At 42.7% G+C, this 21763-nt stretch carries 14 protein-coding genes and 1 tRNA gene; 3 read left to right on the top strand and 12 right to left on the bottom strand.

From position 1 onward, the window contains the following. The first annotated feature begins 16 nt into the window (after positions 1-16). On the top strand, positions 17-1375 hold the full coding sequence (locus tag HMPREF1548_RS02010) for an exopolysaccharide biosynthesis polyprenyl glycosylphosphotransferase (protein WP_021634011.1): 1359 nt from the start codon (positions 17-19) through the stop codon (positions 1373-1375). 186 nt (positions 1376-1561) lie between these two features. On the opposite strand, the gene HMPREF1548_RS02005 is transcribed toward HMPREF1548_RS02010, so the two are convergent. Continuing rightward, complete coding sequence (locus HMPREF1548_RS02005; protein ID WP_021634010.1) at positions 1562-3304, bottom strand: type 2 periplasmic-binding domain-containing protein; 1743 nt, start codon at positions 3302-3304, stop codon at positions 1562-1564. Between the two features lie 291 nt (positions 3305-3595). Here HMPREF1548_RS02005 and HMPREF1548_RS02000 point away from each other — a divergent pair, with 291 nt between their 5' ends. Next, complete coding sequence (locus HMPREF1548_RS02000; RefSeq protein WP_035320673.1) at positions 3596-5191, top strand: response regulator transcription factor; 1596 nt, start codon at positions 3596-3598, stop codon at positions 5189-5191. A gap of 104 nt (positions 5192-5295) precedes the next feature. Here HMPREF1548_RS02000 and HMPREF1548_RS01995 read toward each other — a convergent pair whose 3' ends face one another. The 11 genes from HMPREF1548_RS01995 to HMPREF1548_RS01945 form a co-directional block, all read right to left on the bottom strand. Next, positions 5296-8286 carry a beta-glucosidase gene (locus HMPREF1548_RS01995; RefSeq protein WP_021634008.1) on the bottom strand — a complete coding sequence of 997 codons (2991 nt, stop codon included), beginning with the start codon at positions 8284-8286 and terminating at the stop codon, positions 5296-5298. 102 nt (positions 8287-8388) lie between these two features. Further along, entirely contained in the window at positions 8389-10191 is a 1803-nt protein-coding gene (locus HMPREF1548_RS01990) for an extracellular solute-binding protein (RefSeq protein ID WP_021634007.1), read from the bottom strand. Between the two features lie 81 nt (positions 10192-10272). Then, positions 10273-11238: a carbohydrate ABC transporter permease gene (locus HMPREF1548_RS01985; RefSeq protein ID WP_021634006.1), complete on the bottom strand. Its 966-nt coding sequence runs from the start codon at positions 11236-11238 to the stop codon at positions 10273-10275. Positions 11239-11249: 11 nt separating this feature from the next. Then, on the bottom strand, positions 11250-12701 hold the full coding sequence (locus tag HMPREF1548_RS28770) for an ABC transporter permease (RefSeq protein WP_021634005.1): 1452 nt from the start codon (positions 12699-12701) through the stop codon (positions 11250-11252). A gap of 176 nt (positions 12702-12877) precedes the next feature. Next, positions 12878-14701 carry a sensor histidine kinase gene (locus HMPREF1548_RS01975; RefSeq protein WP_021634003.1) on the bottom strand — a complete coding sequence of 608 codons (1824 nt, stop codon included), beginning with the start codon at positions 14699-14701 and terminating at the stop codon, positions 12878-12880. A 254-nt stretch (positions 14702-14955) separates the two neighbouring features. Next, positions 14956-15027, bottom strand: a tRNA-Arg gene (locus HMPREF1548_RS01970). Between the two features lie 291 nt (positions 15028-15318). After that, the gene (locus HMPREF1548_RS01965; RefSeq protein ID WP_025487934.1) at positions 15319-16206 is read right to left on the bottom strand and encodes a DUF3881 family protein; all 888 of its coding nucleotides are present in this window, start codon (positions 16204-16206) and stop codon (positions 15319-15321) included. Positions 16207-16279: 73 nt separating this feature from the next. Continuing rightward, positions 16280-17557: a serine--tRNA ligase gene (gene serS, locus HMPREF1548_RS01960; protein WP_021634000.1), complete on the bottom strand. Its 1278-nt coding sequence runs from the start codon at positions 17555-17557 to the stop codon at positions 16280-16282. Between the two features lie 27 nt (positions 17558-17584). Beyond that, positions 17585-18094, bottom strand: coding sequence for a DUF4446 family protein (locus HMPREF1548_RS01955; RefSeq protein WP_021633999.1), 510 nt, complete (start codon positions 18092-18094; stop codon positions 17585-17587). Positions 18095-18154: 60 nt separating this feature from the next. Continuing rightward, positions 18155-19045 (bottom strand): ParB/RepB/Spo0J family partition protein, encoded by an 891-nt coding sequence (locus HMPREF1548_RS01950; RefSeq protein WP_021633998.1) that lies wholly within the window; start codon positions 19043-19045, stop codon positions 18155-18157. Next, a complete protein-coding gene (locus HMPREF1548_RS01945; RefSeq protein WP_021633997.1) occupies positions 19042-19809 on the bottom strand; it encodes a ParA family protein in 768 nt (255 codons plus the stop codon). The genes HMPREF1548_RS01950 and HMPREF1548_RS01945 overlap by 4 nt, the downstream gene beginning before the upstream one ends. 641 nt (positions 19810-20450) lie before the next feature. Here HMPREF1548_RS01945 and HMPREF1548_RS01940 point away from each other — a divergent pair. Beyond that, positions 20451-21395, top strand: coding sequence for an alpha/beta fold hydrolase (locus HMPREF1548_RS01940; RefSeq protein WP_021633996.1), 945 nt, complete (start codon positions 20451-20453; stop codon positions 21393-21395). Positions 21396-21763 lie beyond the last annotated feature (368 nt).

Genomic DNA, 21763 nt, shown 5'->3' with positions numbered 1-21763 from the left:
AGAAAAGGCTAATACTATGAAAACAAATATATATAGACCAGATGCAAAATTATATAAATTAATAGTTTGCATAATAATCTGGTCATTACAGACATTTGTATTTGCTTACCAATGGATTAATTATTACTCATTTACAGTAGTTATTCAGGGTTTGGGAACCAAATTCTATTTTAAGGGACATGTACTATTTATAACAATATATTTTGTATTGCTTTTCTTTTTTCAAAAGACCTATGGGAGCGATGACATAGTTCATTTAAAAGGAATGGAAGGTATGGTTTCCCAACTGGTTCCGATATGTATAGTAAATATATTTGGTTATTTTATGATCTCCTTGTTGAGAAACTGGACAGTTAGAATATCGCCCATACTGTTGGTAACCATTCTGCAGCTGGTTATTTCTGAAACAGGTATCATTGTTGGAAGAAGCATAAATCAGAAATGTTATTGTCCAGTGTCCGCACTATTCCTGTATCGTTCAGAAAAAGATAAAAATATTTTAGAAAAAATTGACTCATTAAATGATGTTAAAATAATAGATTCGTTATGTATTTCAGAAGGATTAGATAGGCTGAAAATGGTAATAGAAAAAGGCTATCAGGCCGTCGTTTTGCAAAAACCGGAGGGGGAATCGCTTGAGGATATTTTAAAATATTGCTATGCATGCGGATTACATATATATATCATTCCTTCAATTGCGGATGTTTTGATAAAAGGTTCAGTGCAGTTACATTTTTCCGATGTACCAGTTTTGTACGTAAATAATAGGGCAATTACTGTAGGACAAGAGTTAATAAAAAGGATGTTGGATATTTTACTGTCTCTTATATTATTGCTGCCGGCAAGCATTATTATACTGATTTTTACCGTTTTGATTAAATTTGAAGATAGGGGGCCTGTTTTCTATCGTCAGAAGCGTTGCACTAAGGATAATAAAGTTTTCTATATTATAAAGCTGCGAAGTATGAAAATTGATGCAGAGAGTAACGGAATTGCAAAACTTGCGGAAAAAGATGACATAAGAATTACTTCTGTTGGTAAAATAATAAGAAAATTTCGTTTTGATGAGCTGCCTCAATTATGGAATATTTTAAAAGGGGAAATGTCTTTTGTAGGACCAAGGCCGGAAAGGCCAGAGATAATTCAAGAATATTTAAAGGAAAGACCTGAATTTGTTTTTCGTACAAAAGTAAAAGCTGGATTAACCGGATTTGCCCAGGTTTATGGAAAATACAACACATCGTATCAAGATAAGCTGAAACTTGATTTATTTTATATTGAGAATTATTCCATTTGGCTGGATTTAAAATTATGTATGGTTACTTTAAAAACGATCTTTAAATCTGAGAGTTCTGAAGGTATAAAAAAGGATTAGTATTACAGTTTCCGGTTGGTGAAAAAATAGAGGCTTTTACAGACCGGAAACAGCCTTAATTTGCTCCTCAATACCTATATAAATAAAGGGCACATGAAATTTTCTAAAAAAATTTCATGTGCCCTTTGTATTAATAATGATTCCGGCGGAACAAAACAGTACAGTTACTTTGTAACAGCTCACCTGTTATTCCCTGTTTTTTTCTTCAAACCTCTCCACAGCCTCCCATCTGGCGGCTTCCTTGGCCTTTGCATTCTGCAGATCAACCTCCAGCATGGTTTCATAACCAAGCTCCATCACTTCCTTGTACATCTGATCATACAGGCGGTTGAATTCCTGTTCATCGTCCGCGAATACCATATTCCAGGAATATTCCTGGATAACCTTGCGGCACTGACGCCTGATTGCGGCCATCTCGGAATTTTCCTGGGGAGCCATGTAGCCGGTGCCGGGGGATACCAGGAGCTTGTTGTTCTTCTCCAGGTACTCCATGGTGCTGTTTGCCCCCATTTTATCCCTCCAGTCCTGTTCCAGCGGGGATATATCCCTGTTCCTTACGGAATCCCATAACAGATAGGCATAGGGATATCCGTTTTCATCAAGCTCACAGGAGGCCACTGTACTGTAGTTCAATGTAGATATTCCTTCTGACCAGGTTCCTGAACCCCATTCCTCGGGAACCTCTGCATCCTCCCCCAGCAGCGCTTTTTTTCCAAAATCGGTTAAAACGGGGCCATCTTCGCCATATTCCCAGCACAGCCCCTCCGGGCCGGCCATGCCGCCGGATGTCTGCGCCCTGTTGCTGCGGATCCCTTCCGGGGAGTACAGCCAGTCGATAAAGGCCGCCAGCCTTTCCGGATCCTCTGCCTGGGAACCAATAGACATAACCACCTTCTGGTTTCCTGCCGGGCTGCAGCCATAGGAGTAGATGACCATATCACTGATATCCGCCATCATGAAGCCCTTTCCTTCCTGAACTCTGGCTTCCGTATTATATGCGGGCTGGGCAACCCAGGGCCATGTGCAGAACAACAGCTGGCCTTCCTTATATTTTTTTTCAAAGCTTTCGTAGGTCTGTGTGCTGGATTCCGGATCCACAAGCCCCATCTGATTGGCGTCAAAATATAATTTCAGCACCCTCATATACAGGGAATCCGGTTCAATTATACTCTGATAATCACTGCTGTCCGCCTTCACCAGAACAAAGCCGTACTCGTCATAACCATAAAAACAGCAGGGTTGCTTTACCGCATTCATCAGATTGGAATCCCAGTCCTTAAAAAAAGAAAAGGCATAGGTCCTGTCCCCGTTTTCCGCCGCCGGCTCCAGCTCCTGCATCTGCTTGAGCACCGGGAGCAAATCCTCCAGGGTGTCTATTTTGGGATATCCAAGCTCCTTATACAGATCCCATCTGACATAAGGGCCGTAGATAGGATCAGGATCCTCCATGGGTGTCTGAGGGGAGTTCATGGACACTTCCGAAGGGATTGCGTAGATTCCGGGCTGTGATACGCTGTCGTTCAGGGCACGGATGGCGCCTTCAAAACGCATGATCTGGCGGTCCTTAATCATCGGCTCCATATCAATCAGAAGCCCGGCCGTCACCATATCCTGCAGCGCCCCGTTTTCTGCCGGACATATGATCAGGTCTCCCAGATTCCCGGCGGCGGATCGGATTTCAAACAGGGTATCCCCTCCGCCGGAAACATTGGGGGCTATGATATTCAGCTCCATGTTGAATTTATCTTTCACAATTTTGGCAAACCAGCCTGACTGGATTCCCTGGAAATTCGCCAGCGAGTCAAATACATCCACTACGATAAAATCCTCATAGGGGCATTCCTCTTCCTTCTTTCCGGGGCTGCAGCTGATGATAACAAGGCTGCATATTGCCAGCACAGCCAGGGTTTTCTTCCAACCTTTTTTCATATTGTTTTCTCCTTACCTACGGTGCCGTCCCTGCCAGGGATATAATCAGATTATAACATGTAACCGCCGTAATCCGCACCTGAAAAAAACTTCATTCAAACTGTTAAGTCCCTTCACAGCTGCACTTCGTTGTCACCTTTTGGCTGCGGACACGCCATACATTGACAATCTGATATTCCTCTTCTATACTTAAAATAAAGTGTTAAAATATGAGCAGTTATCCGATTCAGCTGCTGATGTTACCCATTTTTCCAAATGCATCCAAAAAACAATAAAGAGCGGGGGAACGCAATGGAAACCGTATTGATTGCAGATGATGAGGTTAATATCCGCGAAGGCCTCAAAATTATTATAGACTGGAATGAACTGGGCTTTGAAATCTGCGGGGAGGCCGCCAACGGCGAAGAGGCTCTTTGTGCCATCCTGGAGAAGAATCCGAGCCTGGTTCTTCTGGATATCCGCATGCCCAAAATGTATGGGACGGATCTGATACGCATAGCCCGTGAACGCGGGTACAAGGGCAGGTTCATTATTCTGAGCGGATATTCTGATTTTACATATGCCCAGACCGCCATACGCTACGGTGTGGACTTCTATATCACCAAGCCCATTGACGAGGATGAGCTTTCACAGGCCATCAGCAAAATAAAGCAGAGTCTGGAAAAAGAGCACGCGGCTTCTGAAAATATAGAGCTTCTGAAGACAAAAGCCAAGGACGTCATCCTTCATGAAATCGTAACCGGAACCTACAATACCGCGGAAGCCGCGCTTATGTCTCCCCGGGAAATGGAGGAGATGAATCTTTATGCCGACATTTATCAGGTTGTCATTTATGAAAAGTTCAGCGAAAACCCGGAGGATATCAGCTACAGCTTTGCGGATCTTCTGAAAATAACCAATAAAGGCAACCATACCTTTGAGTATTTCGAAGAGGACGGCAATGAGGTCATCCTGCTTAAGGGGCAGTTCGCCCTGGATAAATTCCGCGGCTTTCTGGAGCGTTATGAGAAGAATCCGCCGCAGAAGGGAAGTCCCCTGGACACCCTTTTTCTGGCCTATGGACGTCCTGTCCGATCCCTGGATGAAATCTATCTGTCCTATGAGGAGGCCTCCACGCTGCAGAAAAGGCGTTTCTTCTGTATGCAGGGCCAGCATACGCTGGGCTATGATGCGCTTCCGAAGGTACAGGATATTTCCCTGGAGATCAATAATGACAAGCTGGAGGAATACAGCAATCTCCTCACGGATTATCTCATTGCCTTTCAGCGCAATAAGGTGGCTGAGACGCTTTTTAGCCTGGAGGAGTTCCTTTATAATGTAAAAAACGATATTGCCTCCGTCAAGCTGTTCCTCACGGATCTTTACCTGCGCATTAAGGAGAAGGCCAACCATATTTTCTGTTCGGCGGATATTCCTTTTCCCACCAATTCCGAGATTATTGACAGGATTAAATGCTGCCATTATCTGTATGAAATCATACTTTTTATTTCCGCGCAGACGGAAATGATCATGAATGCCACCGGAAATCCTTCCCGGGATACGGTGCTGGATGATATCCTTTATTATATTGATCATAACTTCCGGAACAACATCAAGCTGGAGGGAATCGCTCCCCTGTTCGGCTACAGCAGCGCCTACCTGGGAAAAATCTTCAACAAAACCATGGGGGAGAGCTTTAATTCCTATGTGGATCACAGAAGAATCGATTACTCCAAGGAGCTGTTAAAGGAAAACCGGCTGAAGGTTTATGAAATTGCCGGGCAGGTGGGCTATAATAATGTGGACTATTTTCACAAGAAATTTAAAAAGTATACGGGGATGAGTCCTGCCGAATACCGAAAAAACGGTTCTACCCCCCCCCTTAAAAATTTGCCTGAAACTGATTGACGGCGCGCCGGAGAGACTGAAAGCTCTCCGGCTTTTTTTAATCTGGCTGCTGCGCCGCCGGGGCTGATACCTATTGTCCCCGCAAACCCTTTTTAAGTCCGTTGTTACCGGAAGCAGAACCGGCAGAGCTTTATTTTTCCTTCTGTTTCTATCGTTACCGTACAGTTTCCTTTCACCCGGCCAAAATCTGCCGCCGCTTCTATTTCCTCAAAACCGGCTCCTGCCTTTACCGGGATATCCATAACGGATTCCTCCGATGCCTCCGGGATTACTGTCAGCTTAATTTTTCCATCCTCCAGCGCGTGCAGGATAAATGCTGTTTTTTCCGGCGCCCTGTCAAAACAGAAATCCCGGTAGATAAGTATGCTCTTTCTTTTTTCCGGCTGCGTTCCATTTTCTTCCCGCAATACCTCATCCGGTTTATCTCCCGCCTTTCCCGGGATGACGCAGGTATATCCGTCTGTCCCTTTATGGATAAAGCAGTTTTCATAATCATCATATCTGTCTGCCGCCGTAAGCTCCCAGGGGCTGCGTTTCCCGGCGCATTCACCCTCCAGGCGGACGACGGCCTGCTGCCTGATATCCCCTGAGGATGCGCCTGCCATGAAGGTATAATCTCCGCTTTCCAGCAGCATGGCTTCAGAAATCACATCGTAATATCTGAGTTCCTCCCGGTTTACAACAAGCTCTGCCTCCGCCGTTTCTCCCGGCGCAAGCTCCTTCAGCCGGACAAAGCTCTTTAACTGCATTACAGGCTGTTTCACGCGGGATTTTTCCTTATGTACATAAAGCTGCACCACCTCGTCGGCAGTCCTGCTGCCGGTATTGGTCACGGAAAGGCGGGCTATAATTTTATCAGCCTTTTCTTCCAGCGTCAGCTTCCCATAGGAAAAGGAGGTGTAAGAAAGTCCGTGTCCAAAGGGATACAATACCTCCCTGTCAAAATACTGATAGGTTCTCTTTCCTTTGATTATGTCATAATCATTCATATCCGGCAAATCATCATCTGATTTGTACCAGGTCATATTCAGACGTCCCGCAGGTGACGTCCTTCCACTGAGGACGCCTGCAATCCCGTTCCCAAGCTCCTGGCTTCCCGACGCGCTCCAGAGGATAGCCGGCATTTCTTCCTGAAGCCGGTTGATGGTGTAGGGATAGTTGGACAGCAGAACTACAACCGTATCCGGATTTGCTGCTTTTACGGCATCCGCCAGCTTCTGCTGGAAGGGAGGAAGCGCCAGGGTAGTACGGTCGATTTCCTCTTTGCTGTTGATTACGGGATTACAGCCCAGCACCAGCACGGCACGCTGTGCACTTCCCGCTGCCTTCACCGCTTCACTGATTCCGTCTTTTACGGTTTCCATGGTAAATACCGCCGGCTCACCGCTTCGAAGGAAGCAGGCCGTTTCCTCGTTCTCTTCGCCTTCCCCGTTGGCCTTCTCCGCCGTTTTTATTACCGCAAGGTAACCCTTTTCATCTATTGCCACCTGCCTGCCGTTCCAGCTGTCAAGATACCAGGCTGTTTTGCCGTATTCCTCTATTTTGCCGCTTTCTTCCGTTTTGCCGTCTTCTTTCTTTTCCCCGATCTGCCTGAAATTCCAGGATTCCCTGATAAACCAGGAAAAAGCCTCGTCCTTATCCGCTTTTATCTGACAGCTTCCTTCCTCCAGCGTTACATATTTTCCGTTGCTGCGGGCAATTAACGTAGAACAGCCCGTGCCCCAGTCAGTCAGGGTAAACGCTTCCGCATTCTCCTTATCCGTAAGGATCAGCCGGGAGGATTCATCCAGGCCTGCATATTTCCCGCCGCAGACGAGATAAATATCGGACAGGCCGCTTGTGCAGGTGATTTCCGTATCCGGATATGCTTTTTTCATCCCATCTAACACGGTTACCGAATAGGGCGGAATACCGCAGTACCAGTCCTTATACCATACATCCGCGAGAGGGCCTATCAGCGCAAGTGATTCTGTTTTGCCGGGAAGGATGGGCAGGGCTTCCTTCTCATTCTTTAAAAGGACAACTGACTCTTCTGCCATTTTTGCACAGATTTCCCGATGCTCTTCATTATTAATGTATTCCTCTCCCATTCCTGTATAGGGACAGTCCCCGTTACCGTCAAAAAAGCCCAGACGGATGCGGGTACGGAAGGAGTTACGGATGGATCGGTCAATATCGGACTCTGTTATCATCCCTTTTTCCAGCGCCTCCCAGGCCGATGCCATAACCACTTCCTTATCATCGGTAAAGCAGTCCACTCCTGCCTTCAGTCCATAAGCCACTGTTTCCGCGTGGGTCTTGAAATATTTATGGTCATATACGGTCTGCTGCATATCCCCGCCGTCGCAGACCACATGGCCGGGCAGCCCCCAGGTGTCCTTCAGTATTCTTTGAACTTCATCGTTAACGATGGCAGGCACGCCGTTGATTTCATTATAGGAGGTCATGACTGCCTCTGCACCGCCTTCTGTTACGGCCTTGCGGAAGGGCTCCAGATAATACTCATATTTATTTCTTCCATCCAGGGAGGAGGATATGGATATTCTGTCGTGCTCCACATTATTTGCATAAAAATGCTTCAGGGTTGCACCGCATCTGAGGTAAAAGGGATCATTTCCCTTCATTCCCCTGATATAAGCTGAGGACATTTCCCCTGACAGATAGGGATCCTCCCCATAGGCCTCTTCTGTCCTTCCCCATCTGGGATCCCGTTCCATATCAATGGTAGGCGCCCATCTGCACAGGCCGCCGCCACCGTTTCTTGTATACAGCGCCCTTGCTTCCTCTCCCACACAGCGCCCGCATTCCCGGATCAGCTCTCTGTCAAAGCTTGCACTCATGCCGATGGGCTGGGTGAAGGATGTGGTAGGCTCCGGTTCCCCACGGTTAAATGCCTGATCATGTCTTGCTTCGATTCCATGGGCAGCTTCCCCTCCCATATAAGAGGACTTGATTCCCAGACGCTCCACATCCGGGCAGCCTGTGGTCAGACATGCAATTTTTTCCTCCAGTGTCAACGCCTTTACCAGATAATCAAGTCGTTCCTCCACTGTCAGGGAATTATCCCATAAAGGAGTATTTTTATAGTTTTCCATTTTATTTGCTGCCGCTCCCTTTCTTTTTTATGCCTGAAAAGGGATTGCCGCTGCGGACAATCCCTTTCCCTGTTCTGTTATCACGGAAGAATTATAAACTGTTTATTTCACAGCATCCTCTGCTGCAGCTCTCAGTTTTACTTCATTCTCCTGGAATTCAATACATTTATCATAGCCATATTCATTTGCTTTGGCAATCATTTCATCTACGATCTTATCAAATTCTTCATCGGAAGAAGCATAGATTGCTTTCCAGGAATTTGTCTTAATGCAGTCGGCAACCTGGTTCCAGAGCACAAGAAGCTCATCGGACTTGGTTCCTGCGGAGTAGGTGGTTCCGGGTGCAAGCTTGAAAGGTCTGCTTCCCATGTATTCATCAGGAGTTCTTGCTCCGGTGTGTTCTCTCCAGTCAGCTTCTATTTCAGAATTGGGTTCCGTAATAAAGCTGTCCCATTTCTTGTAGTTGTAGGTATCTCCGTTGGAATCCAGGTTTTCGGTATCAAGCGCCCAGGTCTGGTTGTTCATCTTGAAGTTACCGTCTTCAAAGGTTCCTGAGTAGCCGTCTGACATTTCTGTCTTGATATCAAGCTTTGCAGCTTTTCCCAGCTCGGTGAAGCAGGTCTTGCCGTTTTCATCATAATACCAGCAGACATCCTTAGGGCCGTATTCTGCGGTCATACGTCCTTCCGGAGTTGAAAGCCAGTTCAGGATAGCCATGCAGAGTTCAGGATATTCACTCTTGGCGCCGATGGACCAGATTCTGTTTCCGCCGTATACATTCAGGCCGTATGCGATAGGTGACGCTTCTTCCGGAGGGCAGGGATACATTGCTTTTCCGTCAGCCGCATGGGTTTCAGAATTGTACATTGCTGATCCCAGGAAGTTGAATACGTTCAGGAATGCGGTACCGTTCTGGTAATCTTCTACCATACCGTCATATTTCTGTGTCTGTGAGTCGGGATCAAGAAGTCCTCTCTGGTACAGGTTGTTGTAGAATTTCAGCGCTGTCAGATAAGGGCCGTCTTTTTCCAGGCAGGGATGATATTCCTGTGTCTCGGAATCATAAAGGCCGAAACCGAATTCGTCATATCCGTAATAAGCGGAAGCCGTTGACTTAACGAACATAACCATGTCGCCGTCCCAGTCGTTGAAAAGGGAAACGCCGTAGGTGGTTTTTCCGTTATCATCCTTAGGGCAGAGTTCCTTCATCTGGGCCAGAACCTCTACCATGTCGTCCATGTTCTTGATTTCAGGATATCCCAGTTCCTTGTAAAGATCCCATCTTAAATCCCAGGTATACATGATATCACCGCGGGCGCTGGGATCCACCGCTACGTCAAAGCCGTAGCCATAGGTAGTTCCGCCGGAAAGGTTGGTGTTCTTCTCCAGTGCATAGGGCATATGCTCTTTGATATACGGGCCGTAATCGGAAAGGATATCATCCTCGTTCCAGTCGAAAAGCATTCCCTTCTCAACTGCCTGCATATATTCATCGGAATCATTTCCCCAGATAACGATATCGCCCAGGTTTCCGGATTCCATACGTGTTTCATATACACCGTCCGGATCAGGAATGATGTTCAGCTTAACATTGAATTTTTCCAGCATAATCTGACCGAACCATCCGATCTGCTCTCCTGAGTAATTTGCCAGCTGGTCAAATACATCCAGGGTAACTGTTTCCTCCGGAATGATTTCCTCCAGAAGCTCATCATAGGATTCCCGATCTTCTGCAGACGCCGCTTCCGTATCCGCATCAGCCGCATCCGCGTCTGTCTCAGCCTTTGCTTCCGTGCTGCTGTCTGCCGCAGGCTCCGCCGTTGTGGCGCCTGAGCTTCCGCATGCTGCCAGGGATACCGTCATGACAGCCGCCATGAGCAGCGCCGTAATTTTTTTTGCCTTCATACTTTTTCTCCTCCTTTATGATTGTGTTACTAAAACCGTTTGAACGGATAACACCGATGTAAAATTGTTTCCAGGCAGCTGTCAGCCCTTTACGGCTCCCAGCATAATACCTTTTTCAAAATACCGCTGCATGAACGGATATACTACCAGAATCGGAATAACTGTAACCATGGAAATGGTATATTTAATAACCTTTGCACTGAGCGCTGATTTCAGGACCGCATCGCTTACCTGTCCGCCGGATTCCATCAGTGCGCTTAAGTTGGAAGCCGTATTCAGGTAGATGTAAAGCCTGTGCTGCAGTGTATACAGCGTAGGGGCGGACTGCATCAGAATCAGGGAATCCGTAAAGGAATTCCAGTGGCCTACCGCGCCGAAAATCGCTATGGTTGCCAGAATGGGCTTGCTCAGCGGCCAGATGATTTTACGGAAAATCACCATATGGGTCGCGCCGTCAATCTGTGCGCTTTCTTCCAGCTCTGCCGGAATGGACTCAATATAGGTTTTTACCAGAATAATATTGTAAGGGGCAACGATTCCGGGAATGATGTAGGCCCAGAAGGTATTCGTCAGGCCCAGCATCTGCATATTTAAGAACCAGGGAATCAGGCCTGCGTTGAAGTACATGGTTATGATTAAAAATCTGTACCAGAATTTCCTGCCCCACATTTCCTGCTTTGTTACCAGATATCCTACGAATGCGGAAGCCGCTACCATGAATGCGGTTCCAAGAAGCGTTCTTCCCACAGATACCAGGAATGCATTGGAAAGGTCGCTTACGTTCAGCAGGGACTTGTAGTTATCCAGATGAAGCCCCCTGGGGATAAAGTTGATAACACCCTTTACCACCAGATCGTTATCACTGATTGTATTGATAAACAGGTAGTAGAACGGGAAAATACATGCTACGGTAAACAGGATGAATATCAGGTAATTTATCAGGTTGAAGAGCATGTCGCCCGGTCTTGTTCTGTATTTTTTCTTATGTGTCTTTTCATAAAGCTTTTCCGCTTTTAAGTCCGCTTTTTCCTGTGCTGTTTTAGCCATGCTTCCACCTCCTATACAATGCTTTCGCCGCGGATTAACTTGGATACTCCGTTGGCCGCGAACAGCAGCGTTACGCTGACTATGGATTTCACCATGCCGATTACGGTAGACAGAGGGATTGCGCCCTTGCCGATACCTAATTTATATACATACAGATCCAGCACCATAATGGCGTTCTGGTTGGTTGCATTTTCAAACACCAGGTACTGATCCATACCGTTGCTTAAGATGTTTGCAATGGACATCAGAAGCAGTACGCAGAAGGTGGGAATCAGCCCGGGCACGGTAATGTGCCACATTCTCTGGAACCTGCCGGCGCCGTCCACGGTGGCCGCCTCGTAAAGCTGCTGGTCAATACCGGAAATGGCCGCTATGTAAATGATTGCGCTCCAGCCGATTCCTTTCCATAATCCCCAGCCCAGCATTTTCAGCCACACGTGTTCGCCGCTCATCAGCATGTTCACGCCTTCTTTCCAAATTCCCAGGTTTACCAGGATACTGCTGACAAAACCGTCTGTTGAGAAAATACAGAAAGCGATGGAGTATACAAGAACCCAGCTGATGAAGTTGGGAACCGTTGTAAAGGTCTGTACAAATCTTCTGAATCTTACATTTTTAATTTCGGAAAGGAAAATTGCAAAAGCCATAGGCAGCCAGCTTGTTGCGATTCCCAGGCCGCTCATGGCGAGGGTGTTTTTCAGTACACGCACGATATCCCTTACCGTTGCCGGGTTTTCAAACAGCTCTGTAAACCACTTGAAGCCTACAAAATTATCCATGCTGATGGCGTCGCCTACCTTATAATCAAAGAAAGCGTAACGCCAGCCCCACAGCGGCAGGTAAGCAAATACAGCCACCAGCGCCACAAAGGGCATCAACATCAGGAAAAGCCTGAACTTCGTCGGCATTTCGAATTTCGTCCCTTTTTTCAGCTTCGGGAGCAAAACCATCTGCAATATGGAAACTACCAGTATAAGAACCGTTATAATAAGAATCAGCCAAAGTCCCGAAGGAAATATGGGTTCCACCTTACCCGGCTTGGTTGTCTGCGCTACCTGTGTATAGGCCATGTAAATACCGCCCATGCCTGCCAGCTCAATCACACATCCAATAATGCCGATGACGTTGCCTGTCTTTTTGAACTTCAGATTGCCAAGCGACATACAACCACTGATACCAAAGCTTACAATGCCCAGGCACATCGCCATTGCCGCTGCAAACAGCAGCTGCATCGACGCTTCATCCACCCAGCCCTTCCTGAAGGCGCGGCCGAACTCCGCCGTTAAGGTTGAATAAGAAATACCCGATGTGAACAGCGACATATTTTTATTGATCATGCCGCAGATTCTTGCCGGATTCAGATTTGGTATAAATAGAAATACCACAGATAAAAGAATGGCAATCCTGATAGGATAATAAAGCTTATCCGTCAAAACTTCCTTTCGTGACTTTGTACTGCTCATTTTCTTCCTCCCTTTCCTGTACAAATATATCCGTATTTTTTGTCAAAAAAATACACCACAGAATTTTTCAATCCTTGTGATGTATTTATTATAATTGAATTAAAAATATAAAAATACGGTAAAATTCCGGTTAAAAATACATTCATTTTTTGAAATATGCCGTATTTTTTCAGTTTTTATATGCAAACTGCCGGGCTGTCTTTTTCCGCCATCCTGGAAATGGGAAGGTAAAGGCGTACCCTGGTTCCTTCGTCCGGAACGGATAAAACCTGTATGCCAAAGGCATCTCCATAAGTAAGCTTGATACGCTGGTTGATATTATAAAGGCCGATGCTTTTGCTCCTGGTCATATCCTTCTGCTCTATGTCCCTCCTCAGCTGGGCCAGCTCTTCCTCTGTCATTCCACAGCCGTTATCTGAAACCTCTATGCACAGAAGTTCCTGTTCTTCTATATGTTTTGTTACGGAGATTTTGATTATGCCTCCATGCTCCCTCTCTTCCAGGCCATGCAGTATGGCATTTTCCACCACGGGCTGAAGAAGCAGGGGAAGAATATATATTTTTTCAGGATCCACCTCCTCCCCTATTTCCGTTATGCCGTCAAATTTATCCGTGAACCTGAGCTTCTGGATATCCAGATAAACATTGACATGCTCCAGCTCTCTGCTTAAGGTCGTATAGGATGTACCGGTGTTCTCCAGGACATAGCGCATGGATTTACCCAGGAGCTTTATGGCCCTTGCCACTTCTTTGTCATTTGCCGCAAACGCCTTCATACGGATGGTTTCCAGCGTATTGTAGAGGAAATGAGGATTAATCTGGCTTGCCAGCATCTTAAATTCCATAACCTGCTGTTCGTTTCGAAGCTCTGCCTCATTGATGCGGGCCTCATACATTTCCGCATCCTTCTTTTTAATATTCCGTACCATGACCTCAAGATCAGAAAAGGCCTCTGAGATCTCATCCTGTCCCTGGATATAGCTGCGGATGTCATAATCCTCCGTACTGGCCTGATGCATGGCCTGTCTCAGAGTGAGCACACGGGAGGTGAAATATTCGGTAAAAAAATGAATGATCAGTCCCGGAATCAGAATAGCCACGGCAAGTATGAGCACACAGATAGTCAGAATCCTTTTAATGCTGACATAGCCTAAATCATTCATGGTACAGATATATAGGCGGGAATCTGACTGGTATAGGTACAGCGTGGAAACATCCACAAAATAGGTGACTCCGTTTATCTTTTCTTTTCCCGTGTACTGATAATAGCTTTTGTCATAATCTATGGGTACCTTCTGGCTGATGCCATATTCGCTTCTGTTGGAATTGAAAAAAACCTCTCTGTCATTTACGGATATCATGGCTGCATATTCCTGGCTGTTGATCCTGGTTCTCAGATAGTTATCGCTCACCTTGATCACAAGCACGGCATTATAGTCCGCTTCCGCCAGCGGCAGCCTGCGCACCAGGCTCAGGTTCCAATATTCATTTCCGTACTTGTCCCTGCTTGTCATGGGGACCCAGAAGACACTGGACTGGGAAATAGCCTTGCAGTACCAGTCGGTATTCTGTATCTTTTCATCTGCCCGGTAAAATTGCTTATAATCTGTAAAAGTAGGATTATCCGTATAGATTTCTATACTTTCTATTTCCGCATAATTCTGAGCGTAATTATCCACAACAGTCAGATTCCCAGCTTTTTCCACAAGCTTTTCCCTCTGGGTATAGTTGGCCGACAGAATTTCTTTTATATTTGCGTCAAAAACCAGATTTTCGGATATATTATAAACCTGGGTGGTCATCTCAAAAAGAATCGTCTTCACCCTCAGGTTATCCGCCTCCAACAGATCTCTGTGATAATTGGAAAGCAGCGTGTAAGTATTTATGAGCAGAAAAATACCGATTATCATAATAGGAAGGAACAGTGCGGCAAAGTATATGGTATACAGCTGCTGTCTTATTTTTGTTAACCTTTTAAACTGGAATTTTATCTTTTTCATAATTCTTCCCGTCCTGTATTTTTCGGTACTTTTTTTATACTGTATTCTTATTCTGCCTTATTGTCTGTCTTTTTCTGCTGCTCATTTTCCATTATGATGGTGTTGGTGGTTTTGCTGATGTTGCTGGTGTTCTATTTCTGTTCAGACAGCGTACTAATGGGGCAGCCGGGCTTTCCTGCCCGCAATAAATAAGAATATATGCGGTAATATAAAAAATCCGTACAAAAAGATGTTGTTCTTTTTGTACGGATTTACGTTCCCTGGGGGAATCGAACCCTCAACTGCCCCTTAGGAGGGGGCTGTTATATCCATTTAACTAAGGAAACACATCTAGTATAATACTATATTTTAAGGAAAAAGTCTACTCTTTTTATAATATTAATTATCATATTTTTTTTAACGGTTTTATAAATATTTGGTTATTGTGCGTTTCATCAACTGATTTTGGCCCCTTTTCATTGATAATTCTTTTTTTCTTGGGATTTCTGTTGCAGGCATCTCCTTTTCAGATATCTCTTTTCCAGGTATCTTTATTCCAGGGTTCTCTGTTGCAGGCTGCTCAGTTTCAAATTACTGAAACGCACAAAACATATTTTATTTTTCTGCCTTTTTCTGATTTATTCAGGATAATTTACTGCTCCCTGGAGCCAGACTACCCCTTTGAATCTTCGGCCGATTTTAGGTTCGCCATAAAGATCTTTTTCATTAATACATACATCAAAGGTTAATTCATTGCAGTTAATCGTCATAAAGCAGATCTTTTCTTTTGTCAGTTTATTCATTACCGTATGGTATTCTGAAATTTCTCCTAATACAGAATATTGATCGCACTCCACACCATAAGGCATAAAATACGTGTCAACAAGGCTGAATACGTCTTCCTTCTGAATTCTTTTGGAGATAGTTGTGTAGGTATCCATATCCTCCAGCGTCAGGCTTTCAATAGCGTCTTCATCTCCCCGTCTGGCGGCCTCAATAAGCTGATTCCTTGTAATTGTGGACTGCTGAATCTTTTTTTTCTGGTTTTCACTTTTTATGATAGGCATCATAATTGATCCCTGACTTGCCAGGGCAGACAAGGTCAGGCTGGTACCTCTGACCGGAAGCTTATCTGCATTTTTGTATTTTATATAGGGGATCATGTTCTGCAGGTAAAAGATCAAAGTTACTCCTACCTTAATATCATCACACACACCTGCATAGGATTCCACTGCCGCATGACGCTCCACGCTCACATCCTCCATGGAACTGATGCCGGTTCCGCGCAGGTAGGGATAATAATAGTAGAAAATGAAGTTATCACTTTCATCAAATTCCCCGCAAACTGCAATTCCCATGTTCTCTGCGAAATCCTTGCAAAACTCTACCAGGACCGTATCTTCTTTTCCATCAAGAGTGGTATAGTTTCTGGTTTCCGCATTCAGGATCACATCCTTTACCAGCTCCTGAATTTTCTTAGTTGATGTATACTCACTAAACCCCACTGATTTTAAAAATTTATGCAAGAATCTCACCTCACTTTTTGATTATTGTGCAATTGAGTTACTGATCATTATTGATCAGTAACTCAATCCTTTCTTATTTAATTTCAGTCATGCCGCCCATGTAAGGCTGAAGCACTGCAGGAATCCTGACGGAGCCGTCTGCCTGAAGATTATTTTCAAGGAAAGCAATCAGCATTCTCGGCGGAGCAACTACCGTATTATTTAGTGTATGCGCAAAGTATTTCCCATTTTCCCCATTTACACGTATTTTAAGTCTTCTTGCCTGTGCATCTCCCAAATTGGAGCAGCTTCCTACCTCAAAATATTTTTTCTGTCTGGGTGACCATGCTTCTACATCATAAGACTTCACTTTAAGATCTGCCAGATCACCGGAGCAGCATTCAATGGTTCTTACAGGAATATCCATGGACCGGAAAAGATCAACCGTATTCTGCCACAGCTTCTCAAACCACATAGCAGAATCCTCGGGTTTACATACAACGATCATTTCCTGCTTTTCAAACTGATGAATGCGGTATACGCCTCTTTCCTCCAGACCATGCGCGCCCTTCTCCTTACGGAAGCAGGGTGAATAGCTGGTAAGGGTCTTGGGAAGCTCTTCTTCCTGAATGATAGTATCAATAAACTTACCTATCATGGAGTGTTCGCTTGTACCGATAAGGTATAAATCCTCTCCTTCAATCTTATACATCATGGCATCCATTTCTGCAAAGCTCATAACGCCTGTTACCACATTGCTTCTGATCATAAAGGGAGGTACACAATAGGTAAAACCTCTGTTAATCATAAAGTCTCTTGCATAAGAAATAACTGCGGAATGCAGTCTGGCGATATCGCCCATCAGATAATAGAATCCGTTACCTGCTACCTTTCTGGCACTGTCAAGATCAATTCCATTGAACTTTTCCATAATTTCCGTATGATAAGGAATTTCGAAATCAGGAACAACAGGCTCGCCATATTTTGTAATTTCCACATTTTCCGTATCATCCTTACCAATTGGAACAGTCGGATCAATGATATTAGGAATTACCATCATATTTTTCAGGATTTTTTCCTGCAGCTGAGCTTCTTTCGCTTCCAGTTCTTCCAGCTTCTTTGCTCCGGCAGCCACTTCAGCTTTCTTTGCTTCCGCTTCTTCCTTCTTACCGGCCTTCATCAGTCCGCCGATTTCCTTGGAAATTTTATTTCTATTGGCACGCAGGTCATCAGCCTCCTGCTGTGTCTTTCTGCTTTCCTTGTCCAACTTAATTACTTCATCAACTAACGGAAGTTTGGAATCCTGGAATTTCTTTCTGATATTTTCTTTTACTGCTTCCGGATTTTCTCTTAAAAACTTAATGTCAATCATGATAAGGCTCCTCTCCTCATTTTATAATTAATAGCCAATGGCTTTATCTAATGCTTCTTTTTCTTCAGCGCCAAGTGTAATTGCACACTCACCCTTCTTTACTTCTTTTGTGTATGTATAACAGCCATCGCTGCTCTGCACAGAATTCAGTATAAAACCGTCATCCTTTTCATTCAGCAGACATAAACAAAAGCTGAGCTGTCCGCCCATCTGACTGAAGGCATCATATTTTACCATTCCCATTTTTTGATAACAATACTCTAATCTTTTCTGAATATCTTTAATTTCTTTTCTGTTTTTATCAGATTCCTTCTTTATGAAGTCGTTATCCTCATATAGTCCTGTAATATCTTCTTCCAGACTCCCGGCATCCTTCCCCTTCATAAACTTTGATAGTTTTTTCTGTATTTTATTCAACTTATTGAACTGGATAATTATCAGAATCAAAAGTATTATTATAAAAACCAACAGGCCTATAAGCAAGTACGCAATATCCAATCCGCCTAATCCAATACTCTCCAGTAAGCTGCTTGACATCTTTTTCTCCTTTATATTTTTTATCCTGAGTACAGGAAACTCCGCTTCCTGTTATAACAATCAGGCTCTCATTAACTGTTCCATAAGCCTGTCCAAATCATCATGGTTATAGAATTCTATTTCTATTTTGCCTGCTCCATTATTCTTAGGTGAAATTGAAACCTTGGTGCCTAATGATTCTTTCAGTCTGTTTTCAATGTTCTGATAAATTACTTCCAGAGACTTGTTTTCTTTTTTTGGCGCCTTTTCGGGTTTATGAAGATCCTTTACCAGCTTTTCCACTTCCCGTACGCTCATCTTTTCATCAAAAACCTTCTGGGCGATCATATACTGCTCTTCCGGATCTTCAATGGAAAGCAAAGCTCTGGCATGGCCCGTACTGATCATTTCATTTACGACCATCTGTTGTACTTCATCACAAAGCTTGAGCAGACGCATGGAGTTGGTAACCGCTGTCCTGCTCTTGGATACTCTCTCTGCCACCTCATCCTGCTTCAGATTAAACTCTTCCAAAAGTCTTTTATAGGCTTGTGCTTCTTCAATCGGATTCAGATCTTCTCTCTGGATATTTTCAATCAATGAAATTTCTACAATTTCCTGATTTGTAAGATTCTTAATAATAACGGGAATCTCTTTTAATCCCGCCATCTTTGCCGCACGCCATCTTCTTTCTCCGGCAATTATCTCATAATGATTCTTCCTGTCCTGCACAATAATGGGCTGAAGCAGACCAAACTGTTTTATTGATTCCGCCAGCTCCAACAGTGAATCCTCATCGAAATTCTTTCTGGGCTGTTCCCCGTTTGGCTCAACCATTGACAGTTTTACCATGGTTTCCGGTTTTTTATTTTCTACTTTTTCTTTACTTTCTTTTTTTTCTTTTGCTTCCCCAATAGTATTCGGGATCAAAGAATCAAGGCCTTTCCCCAGTCCTCTTGCAGCCATTATCATAAATCCTTTCTCTTAATAACTTCATTTGCCAATGCCATGTAGCTCTCTGCACCAGCTGATTTCGGATCATACATTGTTATCGGCAGGCCATAGCTCGGCGCCTCGGCCAGCCTTATGTTTCTGGGTATTACTGTTTTATATATTTTCTGATTCAGATTCTTCTTTACATTATCAACTACCTGTGTTGAAAGGTTTGTCCTGGAATCATACATAGTAAACAGTATTCCCTCAATCTGCAACTGAGGATTCAATCTTTCTCTCACAAGATTAACTGTGTGAATTAACTGGCTCAGTCCTTCCAGTGCATAATACTCGCATTGTATTGGAACCAGAACCGTATTCGCAGTCGTCATTGCATTAACCGTCAGCATATTCAAGGAAGGCGGACAATCAATTACCACAAAATCATACTGATCTCTTACCCAATCTACCTCATTTTTTAATATAAATTCTTTCTTATCTACACCAATTAACTCTATTTCTGCCGCAGCCAGGTTGACATTGGACGGTAATACAGTAACATTCGGAACTACTTCTTTAATCAGGCAGTCCTGAGTTGTACATTCCCCCAGCATCAGTTCATAGATTGTATTGTCAAGATTATTCTTATCAATATTAAATCCGCTTGTCGTATTTCCCTGCGGATCCGTATCTATGACTAATACCTTCTTCCCTTTTGCAGCGAGAGCAGCCGATAAATTAATCGCTGTGGTTGTTTTACCAACACCGCCCTTCTGGTTTGCAATTGCGATAATTCTTCCCATTACATTTTTCCTTTCGTGTGCAATTGGACAAAACAAGATAGAGTCATTCTTCTGTCAACACTATATATTACTTTCTCACCCAAATAAGTACTTTATCGATTATATCACTTTTCTGGTTGATATTCTATAAGGAAATATTAGAATTTGGACTTTCTTTTTTTATATTATTGTTGGTTTTGTATTTAAAAAGAAAGTTTTGAATTTAAAATATGATTTATTGAAGAAAATGTTTATTAATTCTATTATATTATTTTTAAGTTAAGTGTCAGAATAGATTTATTATACATATTTTTAATTTGGTTATTACTTGTTCTATTTGTATTCAAATATTAACTTATTTTTTTAAATTTAATTTTAGAGTATTTTATTTATATAATGAGTTATGTTTCACGTGAAACATAATTGTAAGTAAAGTTTAAAACAGCTATATTAAAGGCTATATAAAATACATAAAATATAGTTTTATGCAATATGTATTATACAATTCTTGTTAAATATATTCTAATTAATGTTTCACGTGAAACATTATCAATATAAAAACAAAAGTAGGAACCACGCAAAAACTGCCACAAAACTACAAATCATTAACTTGTAAGATAACATGTGATGGTTTATAATAATTAAATACAGGAGGTATTACTATGAATAAAAAGCTTGGAACTGTAATTGCCCTCACAGGTATCGCTACTTTTACTATTCACATGATAAACAGAGTACAATTTTCTGTCAGTACTGTAAAGAATAATTTAGGTTGCCCTAACAATAAATATTATGAGTGGCGGTTTGGTAAGATACGATATACTAAAAAGGGAACGGGTACCCCTCTTCTCCTCCTCCATGACCTTACAGCCGGCAGTTCAGGCTTTGAATTTTCCGCTATAGTTGATTCTTTAGCTGAGAAGCATGAAGTATATACAATAGATTTTCTTGGTTATGGTTTATCAGACAAACCTAATATTACTTATACCAATTACCTTTATGTACAGTCTATTATAGATTTTATTAAGAATGTAATAGGTAAAAAGACAAGTATTATTGCAACAGGCGATGCTGCCCCAATAGCTGTTATGGCTTGCCATAATGATGGTGAAGTTATTGACAAAATGCTTTTCATTAATCCGCAAAGTATAAATAAGTTAAACCAGGTGCCAAGTAAACAAACTAAGCTATTGAAGTTCTTAATTGACACTCCCATCATCGGAACTTTTCTATATAATATGCTTACACGCAAAGAATCTTTTAGGAAGGATTTTGAAGAAGAATACTTTTATAATTCGTCTGCTGTTACTGACGAAATATTGTCTAATTATGTAGAGGCTTCGCATGTTCCAGATTTCAATGCAAAATTTTCTTTTGCGAGCTATGTATGTAGATATATGAATGCAAATATAATTCATGCATTAAAAGAAATAGATCATAGTATGTATATTTTATACGGTGAAATGAAAGATGATATAGATACAATAGTTGATAATTATGTTTACTTTAACCAGTCAATTGAGACTTTTAGTATTCCTGATACTAAACAGCTATGTCATCTGGAATCACCTGATTTAGTTATAGAACAGATTAATATTCTTTTATAAGTTTGTATGTAATTTATAAAAAAGAGCTGCAGAAAAATTACAGCTCTTTTTTATTTATAGTACTTACTCTTACTATTCTTTTTTAATAATAAATAAAACTTATATCTACTAAATATATATTTAGTATTGATATTTATTCCTTTTCTTTAAGTAAAAAAATGCAAAACATATATCAGTAATTCAAAATACTAATATTAAAATTTACTAAGCTTATATTATTAAGCAAATATATTATGTTTCACGTGAAACAATATAAATAACAATATAATTATAGTTACCAGATTTAAGAAAATACTTCTTGATTTGTAAATGTAGAAATAATCCCCTGTTTAATATTCATATAGAATATAGAATATAGAATATAGAAT

The sequence above is a fragment of the Clostridium sp. KLE 1755 genome (assembly GCF_000466465.2).
GTDB classification, from domain to species: Bacteria; Bacillota; Clostridia; order Lachnospirales; family Lachnospiraceae; genus Eisenbergiella; species Eisenbergiella porci.
Note: the sequence above shows the minus strand (reverse complement) of the source record. Positions and strands in the feature narration are given on the sequence as shown.